Genomic DNA, 9,759 nt, shown 5'->3' on the forward strand with positions numbered 1-9,759 from the left:
CCCGTCCGGCGTCCCGCGCCCGCCCCTCACCGGTGCGACGCACCCCACCCCGTTCCCCGCATTGATCTGTACATGACCCTGATGGCGCGTCAGACTGTGCGCCCAGCGGATCCACGCACCACCGCAACCGAACTGTGCCACCCCCCACTTCAGGAGTCGCCCATGCCGCTGCGTTCCGCCGGCCGCCGGTTCCGCCCGGCCCTGACCGCCCTGATCGCCGCAGCCACCGCCACCGTCCTCGCCCTGACCGCCGCCCCGCCCGCCGCGGCGGCCGGCACCTGGACCGAGGTCGGTTCCGACCGTGCCGACCCGCTCACCGAGAGCCAGGGCCTGACCTCGGTGGAGGTCCCGGCCGGCAGCCCCAACCGCTACACCGGCATCGGCACCGTTCCGCTCGGCCTCGCGTTCCGCGGCTGGAACCACGTCGGCGACCCCGACGCCTCCTACGACGGCCACTACATCGAGCCGTACCAGCGCGACTCGGGCGGCGCGAAGATGTACCGCGTCCAGGCCCCCGACGGCACCTGGTCGGAGTACGTGCACGCGCTCTCGCCCGGCGAGGCCCTCAACAACTCGTGGGTCGCGATCACCCCCGACGGCCAGTGGATGCTGTCCGGCGAGTGGGGCACGATGACCCGCCTGCTGGTCTTCCCCACTCCCGGTGTCAACCCGGCCACCTCGCCCTCCGCGAACCTCCCCCAGGTGGCCGAGGTCCGCCTCGACCACGCCGTGCGCGATGTGCAGGGCTGCGACTTCGAGACCGCGACCCGGCTGCTGTGCTCCTCCGACGACCCCGAGGGCAGCCTGTTCGGCATGACCAAGCCGCTGCTGCAGATCGACCTGTCGGCCGCACCGGACGGCACCGACGTCACCGGGCACGTCACCGCGCTGCGGCAACTGCCGCTGCGCAGCGGCTGCTCGGGCGGCTTCGAGGCGGAGGGCATCGACTACGACCGCCGTACCGGCACCCTGCGCGTCATCGTGATCTCGCCCGGCTTCTGCGTCCTGACCGACAGCAAGACCTACCGCTTCACCCGAGGCTGACCGCACGGCCGTCCCGTGTCCCCCGTCCGCTCCGGGGGGACGGCACCGTCCGTACCGGCCGTCGCCGCTGGCCCGCGGCGACGGCCGGTGCTTTTCTTGGGGGTGGGGGAGCGGCGGCGCGGGGAACCCGCACGGCTGCGGCGCCCCACGGAAGGAGCGATCACGATGGCCAGCGAGCGACTGCACGACGAGTCCGTCTCCGTCGAGCTCAGCGGATACAGCAAGGAAGACGCCCGGATCGTGTTCGACGCGCTGTGCGCGTGCTTCGAGTCGGACCGAGGTGCCGAGGACGTGCCCGCGCAGCTGCACGAGACCCGGCCCATGGTGTGGCTCGGCACCTTCGAGGTCACCGATTCCCACACCTGCCCTCCGCCGGCCCGGCTGTCGTCCGCCGTCGAGGCCGACGCGCAGGGCAGTTACTGGGCCATCGACCGGCTGCGTACGACCCTGGACGGTCTGTTCACGGTCCGCGACCTCGCCCACGCCTCCGGCGACCAGGAACGCGAGCTGCACGTCCGTCTCGAGAACAGGTGACGCCCCGGACCCTCCGCGGGCCCTGACGGCCCCACGGCCCGACCCCACGGCCGCCTCGGCCCCGCCGGGAGGCCGTGGAGCCGTGACGGTCGCCACCCCATTGTGCAACTAGTTGCACAATGGGGTGCGGGTCCTCTACAACCTCAGGTAGAGGACACCGCGACGGAGGGCCCCATGAGCCGTTACCCCCACCTGCTGAGCCCGCTCGACCTGGGCTTCACCACGCTGCCCAACCGCGTCCTGATGGGCTCGATGCACGTCGGCCTGGAGGAGGCCGAGCGCGGCTTCGAGCGCATGGCCGCGTTCTATGCCGAGCGGGCCCGCGGCGGGGTCGGCCTCATCGTCACCGGAGGCATCGCCCCCAACGACGAGGGGCGCCCCTACCCCGGCGGCGCCAAGCTCACCACCGAGGCCGAGGCCGAGCAGCACCGGCAGATCACCGACGCCGTCCACCGCGAGGGCGGCCGGATCGCCATGCAGATCCTGCACTTCGGCCGGTACGCCTACCACCCCGACCTCGTCGCGCCCAGCCCGATGCAGGCGCCGATCAGCCCCTTCGCGCCGCGCGAGCTGACCGACGCCGAGGTCGAACGCACCATCGACGACTACGCCCGGGCCGCCCGCCTCGCCCAGCACGCCGGCTACGACGGCGTGGAGATCATGGGCTCCGAGGGATACCTCATCAACGAGTTCATCGCCGCGCAGACCAACCGGCGCACCGACCGGTGGGGCGGCTCGTACGAGAACCGTATGCGGTTCCCCGTCGAGATCGTCCGCCGCGTCCGCGAGGCCGTCGGCGAGAACTTCATCGTCGTCTACCGCCTGTCCATGCTGGACCTCGTCCCCGGCGGCTCCACCCTCGACGAGGTGATCACCCTCGGCAAGGCCGTCGAGGCGGCCGGCGCGACCATCATCAACACCGGCATCGGCTGGCACGAGGCCCGCATCCCCACCATCGCCACCTCCGTGCCGCGCGGCGCCTACACCTTCGTCACCAAGAAGCTGATGGGCGAGGTGAACATCCCGCTCGTCACCACCAACCGCATCAACACCCCCGACCTCGCCGAGCAGCTCCTCGCGGACGGTGTCGCCGACATGGTGTCCATGGCCCGGCCCATGCTCGCCGACCCCGAGTTCGTCAAGAAGGCCGCCGAGGGCCGGCCCGAGGCCATCAACACGTGCATCGGCTGCAACCAGGCCTGCCTCGACCACACCTTCAGCGGGCAGATCACCTCCTGCCTGGTCAACCCGCGCGCCTGCCACGAGACGGAACTGGTCCTCGCCCCGACCCGGCTGAAGAAGCGTGTCGCCGTCGTCGGCGCCGGACCCGCCGGCCTCGCCTGCGCGGTCTCCGCCGCCGAACGCGGCCACGACGTCACCCTGTTCGACGCGGCGAGCGAGATCGGCGGCCAGCTCAACGTCGCCCGCAAGGTGCCCGGCAAGCAGGAGTTCGACGAGACCCTGCGCTACTTCCGCCACCGCATCGACACCCTCGGCATCGAGGTCCGCCTGAACACCCGGGTCACCACCGCCGACCTCGACGGCTACGAGGAGATCGTCGTCGCCACCGGGGTCACCCCCCGCACCCCCGACATCCCCGGCGTGGACCACCCCAAGGTCGTCGGCTACCTCGACGTCCTCGCGGGCGGCGCCCCCGTCGGTGAGCGCGTCGCCGTGCTCGGCGCCGGCGGCATCGGCTTCGACGTCGCCGAATACCTCACCGACGGCGGCGACGACGCCCACGCGGACCCGGAGACGTACTTCCGCCACTGGGGCGTCGACCTCGACTACCGGGCGCCCGGCGGCCTCGCCGCGCCCGAGCGGCCCGCGCCGCCCCGCCGGGTGCATCTGCTGCAGCGCAAGACCAGCAAGGTCGGCGCCGGCCTCGGCAAGACCACCGGCTGGATCCACCGCACCGAGCTGAGGCACCGCGGCGTCACCATGATCCCCGGCGTGCGCTACGACGCCATCGACGACGCCGGTCTGCACATCACCGTCGACGGGCGGAGCACCGTCCTGGAGGTGGACACCGTCGTCCTGTGCACCGGCCAGGAACCCCGCCGCGACCTGTACGAGGAGCTGCTCGCCGCAGGCCGCGAGCCGCACCTGATCGGCGGCGCCGACGTGGCCGCGGAACTGGACGCCAAGCGGGCCATCAAGCAGGGCACCGAACTCGCGGCGGCCCTGTAGGAGAGACGGGCCGGCGGCGGGCGCTCCCTAGGATGAGGCCCATGTCACTCCCGCACGCGATCCTCACCGCCCTGCTGGAAAAGCCGTCCTCGGGACTGGAACTGACCCGCCGGTTCGACAAGTCGATCGGCTACTTCTGGTCCGCGACGCACCAGCAGATCTATCGCGAGCTGGGGAAACTGGAGGCCGAGGGCCTCATCCGGGCGCTGCCCGCCGAGCAGCCCGCCCGCGGGCAGCGCAAGAGCTACGAGGTCCTGCCCGCGGGCCGCGCCGAACTCGCCCGCTGGACGGCCGCCGCGCAGGACCCCAAGCCGATGCGGGACACGCTGCTGCTGCGGCTGCGTGCCGCGGCGGTCGTCGGCACCGCCGGGATCGAGGCCGATCTGCGGCGCCATCTGGAGCTGCACGAACGGCAGCTGGCGGAGTACCGGGAGATCGAGAAGCGGGACTTCCCGCCGGGCCGGGACAGCCCGCAGGACCGGCTGCACCACCTGATCCTGCGGGCGGGCATCGACCTGGAGACCTTCTGGACGCAGTGGCTCGCCCACGCCCTTCAGGAGTTCACGGCCCTTCCCGCCGGCGGCCCGGCCCCCGGCGTCACAGACGGTGAGGCTTCGAACGGCGGCGCAGGAACCACGCCCCGGCGATGACTCCGGTGCCCACCAGGGCGGCGCCGACGCCCATGGTCACCGGGCCGTAGTCGCGGGCCGCGCCGCCCAGGCCGCCCATCACGCCGCGCGACGGCGACACCGTCGGGCGCGGCGTGGGCGTGGCGGGCGCGGAGACGATCACGGACTGGGTGCCCGCGGTTTGCTGGTCGGAGCAGATCACGATCACCGTGTACGTGCCGGGGCCGACGTCGGACCAGGCGGCCGACTGGCTCACCCCCGTCCCGGACAGGGCGACCTGGCGGCCCTGGGCGAAGCTCGACTGGCTGCTGTTGAGCAGCGACGCCGTGCCCCAGTTGCCGTTGATCTGCGTGCAGGCGCTGGTGACCACCGACACGGTCGAGCCGGTGGTGCTGACGGAGATGCCCGAGCCCCGGGCGGCGGCCGGTCCCGCGGCGGTCAGCGCCAGCGGGAACGCGGCGGCGGCAGCCACGGTCAGGCCGGTGCGGCGAAGAAGAGCGGAGTTGCGCATGGGGTGTCCTCCGGCGGCACGGTTGGCGGTACATCCCTTGCGCCGCCGAGGTCGGGAACGCCCGTGCTGCCTCAAGCGCAGCCAATGCGCCGCCCGCCCGATCCGCACCCGGAGCGCCCCCGGCCAGGTGACGCGTTCCACCGGACGGCCCAGGCCCGCCGCTCACCGGCCGGTCGTCACCGCGCGCTGCGGGGTCCATCCGCCCCAGGTGCCGTCGGGCAGCCGGGCCCGCAGCCGCACCCGGTGGCTCTCGCCCGCGTTCCGGCCGATGTAGAAGCTGTACGACGCCTCGTCCCGGGGCGCGGTGCCGCCCCACACGATGGAGGTGGCGGTACGGCCGTCCAGCTCCAGCTGGTACTCCGTCACCGTCCCGTCGGTGCGCGGCGGCACCCACGTCAGGTCCAGATACCAGGCGCCGTCGGCGTGACGGGCGGCGGCGCGGAAGCCGGTCGGCGCGGTCGCCGTGCCGTCGTCGGTGCCGGGCGTGGCGATGCGCAGCGGCCCGGCCGCCGGTGAGAGGTTGTCGGCCGCGTCCCGCGCCCTGACCGTGAAGACGTACGCGGTGCCCGGCCGCAGCCCGGTGAGCACGGTCGCGGTCTGCCCGCCGCCGACGCTGTGGACGCGGACGCCGCCCTGGTAGACGTCGTACGACACCACCGCGCGGTCGTCCTGCGCGGCGGACCAGGACAGCTGGACGGCGCGGCTGCCGGCCGCGCGGCCGGTGAGCGTGCCGGGGCGGGTGGGGGCCGAGCGGTCCTCCGCCGTCGTCGGCGGGGTGGTGGCCCGCACCTCGCGGCTGGGCGGGCCGAGGCGGCCCTCGCGGTCCCGGGCGCGCACGGTGAACACGTACGCCGTCCCCGGCGCGAGCCGTGTCACGTCGGTCATGCGGTCGTCGCCGGGGACCTCCGCGACCTTGGTGCCGTCCCGGTACACCTCGTAGCCGCGCACGCCGTCGGCGGCGGACACCGCGTTCCACATCACGTGGACGCTGGTGGCGCTGCCCGCGACGGCGGTGACGCCGTCCGGAGCACCCGGCTGCCGGCCGTCGTCCCCGTCCGACGGTCCCGCCCAGCCGCAGCCCGCGGCCAGCAGCAGGCATCCGCACCCCAGCAGAACGCGTCGCACGAGCGGCCTCCCCGACCCCGACGGACGTGCATTGGTACGGACCAATATGCGCGCACTGACGGGAGCACATCAAGAGGTGGGCGGCTGTGCGCCCACGCCCGGCGGATGCCGCCGGGGGACCGGCATTGGTGAGCACCCGGAGAAGTTACGTATGCTGGCTCTCCTCACGGCTGAACTGCCCAAGAGGGCTGGGCAGTTCATGCCGTCGGCGCGGACCGCTGTCGTCGCTGTCCCCGCGCCTTCGCGGGCGGCCCGGGGGCCGGAGCCGAGGCAGGCCCGGCCCCCAGGCCCCTGTCGGACCCCCGCGGCCGTGCACCGGACGGCCCCCTCGAAGTGGCCGGACCCTGGGACCCGCCCCAGATTGGGCTGAGTGTCCGTCACCGTCCCCACGAGAGGGTTCCCGCCGTGCGAGTCCACTCGCTGACCCTGGCCGCGGCCGGCCTGCTCCTCATGACCCCCGCCGCACCCCCCGCCGCCGGGACACACGGCCTGCCCGCAGGCGGTCCGGAGGGCACGGCCGCCGTCCGCAGGGAGGGCGACGTCAGCGCCGCCGACCTGCTCGCCCGGGTACGTGAGTGCACGCGGATCTCCCACGGCCTGTACCGCACCGACGCGGGCGCCGCGCCGACCGTCCCGGTGTGCGGCACCGCTCAGGCCGTCCACTGGACCGCCGACATGGACATCGACTGCGACGGCAGACCCGGGCCCGTCTGCAACTCCCGTACCGACCCGCTGTTCTCCGACAGCACCGCCTTCACCCAGTCCGACGGCCGCTATCTCAGCGCCGAGACCCTGCCGTACATCGTGATCCCCGCCGCGAGCCCCCTGTGGGACCCCCGCGCCGACGGGGTCCGCGGCGGCGCCGTCGCCGCGGTCGTCTTCCGCGACCGGGTGCAGTACGCCGTCGTCGGCGACACCGGCCCCCGCGACATCATCGGCGAGGCCTCCTACGCCACCGCCGAGGCCCTCGGCATCCGCCCGGACCCGCGCGGCGGCGGAGCCCCCTCCGGGGTCACCTACATCGTTTTCAAGGACTCCCAGGTCAAACCCATCGAGGACCACGCCGAGGCGGTGGCGGTGGGGGAGCGGCTGGCCCGCCTCTTCGTACGCGGCGGCTGAACCGCCCCCCTTGAAGGTCCGCTCAGGTGAACCGCCCCCCTGAAGGTCCGCTCAGGCCTTCCGGTACCCGTACGCCTCCGTCGCCGCCGCCTCCACCGCCGCCAGGTCGGCACCGGCCGCGGCCGTGACGACCGCCGCCACGGCACCCTCGACGAACGGCGCGTCCACCAGCCGCGTACCGGCGGGCAGTTCGTCGCCCTCGGCGAGCAGCGCCTTCACCGTCAGTACGGCACTGCCCAGATCCGTGAGCACGGCGACGCCCGCTCCCCGGTCCACGGAGGCCGCCGCCGCGGCGATCAGCTCCGCGCTGGTGCCCAGGCCCCCGCCCTCCGTGCCGCCCGCCGCGGCCACCGGCACGTCCGTGCCGCCGCCCGCGAGTCCCCGCGCCAGCTCGGCCACCGACTCGGCGACCTGCGCGCTGTGCGACACCAGCACGATCCCGACCCGCCCGCTCTCACTCACCGGCGGCCTCCGCGAGAGCGGCGAGGAGCAGCGCGGAGGAGGTGGCGCCCGGGTCCTGATGGCCGATGCTGCGCTCCCCGAGATAGCTGGCGCGTCCCTTGCGCGCCTGCATCGGCGTGGTCGCCAGCGCGCCCTGCTCGGCGGCGGCCCGTGCCGCGGCGAACCCCTCGCCGAGCGCCTCCACCGCGGGCAGCAGCGCGTCCACCATGGTCTTGTCGCCGGGCGCCGCACCGCCGAGCGTCATCACCGCGTCCACGCCGGCCCGCAGCGCCGCCGCCAGCTCCTCCCGCCCGACCTCGGCGGCATCGCCGAGGGCCTTGCCGGTGCGGCGCAGCAGCGTCCCGTACAGCGGCCCGGACGCGCCGCCCACCGTCGAGATGAGCTGTCTCGCCGCGAGCAGCAGCACCGCGCCCGGCGTGCCGGGCGGTTCCTTCTCCAGCGCGGCGGCCACCGCCGTGAAGCCGCGCTGGAGATTGCTGCCGTGGTCGGCGTCCCCGATCGGCGAGTCGAGAGCGGTGAGCCGGTCCGCCTCGCGGTCCACGGACACGGCGGTGGCCGCCATCCAGCGGCGGAAGAAATCGGCGTCGAGCACGGGACCTCCTGGTCCGGTAGCGGTCTTGCGGTACGGCTGACACGGCTCCCGCCGGTCACATCCCCCAGCGCAGCGCGGGCGTCTTCACCGGAGCGTCCCACAGCCGCAGCAGCTCCTCGTCGACCTGACACAGGGTCACCGAGGCGCCCGCCATGTCGAGCGAGGTGACGTAGTTGCCGACGAGGGTGCGGGCGACGGCGACTCCGCGCTCGGCGAGCACGCGCTGCACCTCCGCGTTGAAGCCGTACAGCTCCAGCAGCGGGGTCGCGCCCATGCCGTTGACCAGGACCAGCACCGGGTTGCGCGGGTTCAGGTCCTCCAGCACGGCGTGCACCGCGAAGTCGGCGATCTCCCCGGACGTCATCATCGGCCGCCGCTCCCGCCCCGGCTCGCCGTGGATGCCGATGCCCAGCTCCAGCTCGCCGGGCGGCAGATCGAAGGTGGGGCTGCCCTTGGCGGGCGTCGTGCACGCGCTGAGCGCCACGCCGAAGCTGCGGGCGTTGTCGTTGACCTGCCGGGCGACGGCCGCCACCCGGTCGAGCGGCTGCCCCTCCTCGGCGGCGGCACCGGCGATCTTCTCCACGAACAGCGTGGCGCCGGTGCCGCGCCGGCCCGCCGTGTAGAGGCTGTCGGTGACCGCCACGTCATCGTTCACCAGCACCTTCGCCACCTGGACGCCCTCGTCCTCGGCGAGTTCGGCGGCCATGTCGAAGTTCAGCACGTCACCGGTGTAGTTCTTCACCACGAACAGCACGCCCGCCCCGCTGTCCACGGCCGCGGCGGCCCGCACCATCTGGTCGGGCACCGGCGAGGTGAACACCTCTCCGGGGCACGCGGCCGACAGCATGCCCGGCCCCACGAACCCTCCGTGCAGCGGCTCGTGCCCCGAACCGCCGCCCGACACCAGCGCCACCTTCCCGGCCACGGGCGCGTCCCGGCGGACGATCACCCGGTTCTCCACATCGACGGTCAGCTCGGGATGCGCGGCGGCGATGCCCCGCAGGGCGTCGGCCACGACGGTCTCCGGGACGTTGATCAGCATCCTCATGGACAGCTACCTCCTGAACGGGCCGGCGGGCGGCCCGTGACGGGTGTCGGGACGGGCACGGTCACGGAAGGCGGAGCCGGGGTTTCCTCTCCGTGCGCAGGGGCGGTCGGTGGTGACGGTCGGGACCGGTGGCCGTGGCCGGCCGCGCGGCGGTCGCGGGCCGACCGGGGCGGAGGCCCGGGACCGGCGCGTACGGTGTCGGCACCGGCCCGGTGCGGCTGCGGGACGCTACGGCCCGCCGGGCGGTTCGGGCGATCGGTCGTGACATGGCTGCGGCTCCTGCTGACCGCAGTATCGGCCCTGCGGCAGGGAAGGTCACGCCGTCGGTACGGCCGAACGGCGCCACACGCGGCGGCCGGGACGGCCAAGGGCGCGGCATCGCCGCTCATGGGACGGCCGGGCAACGCGGCACTGCCGGTCACGGGTCGGCCGGACCCGGCCGGGTCGGGGGCGGCGCGGCCGGCGCGGATCGGGTGGGGCTCGGCCCGCCCGCACCCGTCCCGGC

Annotated in this window: 10 protein-coding genes; 5 read left to right on the top strand and 5 right to left on the bottom strand. The window is 74.2% G+C overall.

Going from position 1 to position 9,759, the window contains the following annotated elements:
• The first annotated feature begins 162 nt into the window (after window positions 1-162).
• The 4 genes from MTQ10_RS22525 to MTQ10_RS22540 all read left to right on the top strand — a co-directional run bounded on the left by MTQ10_RS22525 (window position 163) and on the right by MTQ10_RS22540 (window position 4,418).
• The gene (locus MTQ10_RS22525; protein ID WP_247471524.1) at window positions 163-1,044 is read left to right on the top strand and encodes a hypothetical protein; all 882 of its coding nucleotides are present in this window, start codon (window positions 163-165) and stop codon (window positions 1,042-1,044) included.
• 165 nt (window positions 1,045-1,209) lie between these two features.
• The gene (locus MTQ10_RS22530; RefSeq protein WP_247471527.1) at window positions 1,210-1,578 is read left to right on the top strand and encodes a hypothetical protein; all 369 of its coding nucleotides are present in this window, start codon (window positions 1,210-1,212) and stop codon (window positions 1,576-1,578) included.
• 174 nt (window positions 1,579-1,752) lie between these two features.
• A complete protein-coding gene (locus MTQ10_RS22535) occupies window positions 1,753-3,768 on the top strand; it encodes an NADPH-dependent 2,4-dienoyl-CoA reductase (RefSeq protein ID WP_247471545.1) in 2,016 nt (671 codons plus the stop codon).
• A 41-nt stretch (window positions 3,769-3,809) separates the two neighbouring features.
• Window positions 3,810-4,418, top strand: coding sequence for a PadR family transcriptional regulator (locus MTQ10_RS22540; RefSeq protein WP_247471548.1), 609 nt, complete (start codon window positions 3,810-3,812; stop codon window positions 4,416-4,418).
• Here MTQ10_RS22540 and MTQ10_RS22545 read toward each other — a convergent pair.
• Together MTQ10_RS22545 and MTQ10_RS22550 are read right to left on the bottom strand one after the other, a co-directional pair.
• Complete coding sequence (locus MTQ10_RS22545; protein WP_247471550.1) at window positions 4,366-4,908, bottom strand: hypothetical protein; 543 nt, start codon at window positions 4,906-4,908, stop codon at window positions 4,366-4,368. The genes MTQ10_RS22540 and MTQ10_RS22545 overlap by 53 nt on opposite strands.
• A gap of 162 nt (window positions 4,909-5,070) precedes the next feature.
• Complete coding sequence (locus MTQ10_RS22550) at window positions 5,071-6,033, bottom strand: fibronectin type III domain-containing protein (protein WP_247471553.1); 963 nt, start codon at window positions 6,031-6,033, stop codon at window positions 5,071-5,073.
• Window positions 6,034-6,438: 405 nt separating this feature from the next.
• Between MTQ10_RS22550 and MTQ10_RS22555 the strand changes: the two genes are divergently transcribed.
• Window positions 6,439-7,152 carry a glycoside hydrolase family 75 protein gene (locus MTQ10_RS22555; RefSeq protein ID WP_247471557.1) on the top strand — a complete coding sequence of 238 codons (714 nt, stop codon included), beginning with the start codon at window positions 6,439-6,441 and terminating at the stop codon, window positions 7,150-7,152.
• 51 nt (window positions 7,153-7,203) lie between these two features.
• Here MTQ10_RS22555 and dhaM read toward each other — a convergent pair whose 3' ends face one another.
• From dhaM to dhaK, 3 genes are read right to left on the bottom strand one after another with little or no spacing between them, the layout of a single operon-like run.
• On the bottom strand, window positions 7,204-7,614 hold the full coding sequence (gene dhaM, locus MTQ10_RS22560; RefSeq protein ID WP_247471582.1) for a dihydroxyacetone kinase phosphoryl donor subunit DhaM: 411 nt from the start codon (window positions 7,612-7,614) through the stop codon (window positions 7,204-7,206).
• A complete protein-coding gene (gene dhaL, locus MTQ10_RS22565; protein ID WP_247471584.1) occupies window positions 7,607-8,206 on the bottom strand; it encodes a dihydroxyacetone kinase subunit DhaL in 600 nt (199 codons plus the stop codon). The genes dhaM and dhaL overlap by 8 nt, the downstream gene beginning before the upstream one ends.
• A 55-nt stretch (window positions 8,207-8,261) precedes the next feature.
• Window positions 8,262-9,254: a dihydroxyacetone kinase subunit DhaK gene (dhaK, locus tag MTQ10_RS22570; protein ID WP_247471587.1), complete on the bottom strand. Its 993-nt coding sequence runs from the start codon at window positions 9,252-9,254 to the stop codon at window positions 8,262-8,264.
• Window positions 9,255-9,759: the final 505 nt, after the last annotated feature.

The sequence above is a fragment of the Streptomyces sp. XM83C genome (genome assembly GCF_023072675.1).
Taxonomy (GTDB): domain Bacteria; phylum Actinomycetota; class Actinomycetes; order Streptomycetales; family Streptomycetaceae; genus Streptomyces; species Streptomyces thermocoprophilus.